General features: G+C 66.4%; 1 protein-coding gene. It reads left to right on the forward strand.

Annotation, left to right across the window (positions count from 1 at the left end; translation table 11 throughout):
* Positions 1-121 precede the first annotated feature (121 nt).
* A partial coding sequence (locus MKZ40_RS17055; protein WP_282628006.1) for a patatin-like phospholipase family protein occupies positions 122-425 on the forward strand: 304 nt, incomplete at its 3' end.

The raw sequence follows: 425 nt of genomic DNA on the forward strand, positions 1-425 counted from the left end.
GGCTTCCCTATCCAGAGCGATGGCTGATTGAATGGGCGCCGATGCTCTGGGTTGCAAGAGGGGGCGCCCCTGTCATCAAACCGTCGTTGATCCTAAGCCACGGAAAGCGCATGGCGCGCGCATGGCCGATGACGAGTCCCGCAGTGCAGCAAAACCCCGCCGCGCGCCGCGCCGGCAGTCCAAGCGCATGCCGCTGCCCGATCAGGTTGCGCTCGTCCTCCAGGGCGGCGGCGCGCTTGGCAGCTATCAGGCGGGCGTGATCCAGGGGCTGGCCGACGCCGGCATAGAGATCGATTGGGTGGCCGGGATTTCGATCGGCGCGGTCAACGCCGCGATCATCGCGGGCAACCCGCCCGAACGCTGGATGGAACGGCTGAAAGCGTTCTGGGACAAGGTGACGAGCGCGCTGCCGAGCTTTCCGATTT

Source organism: Cobetia sp. BMC6 (genome assembly GCF_029991385.1).
Taxonomy (GTDB): Bacteria; Pseudomonadota; Gammaproteobacteria; order Pseudomonadales; family Halomonadaceae; genus Cobetia.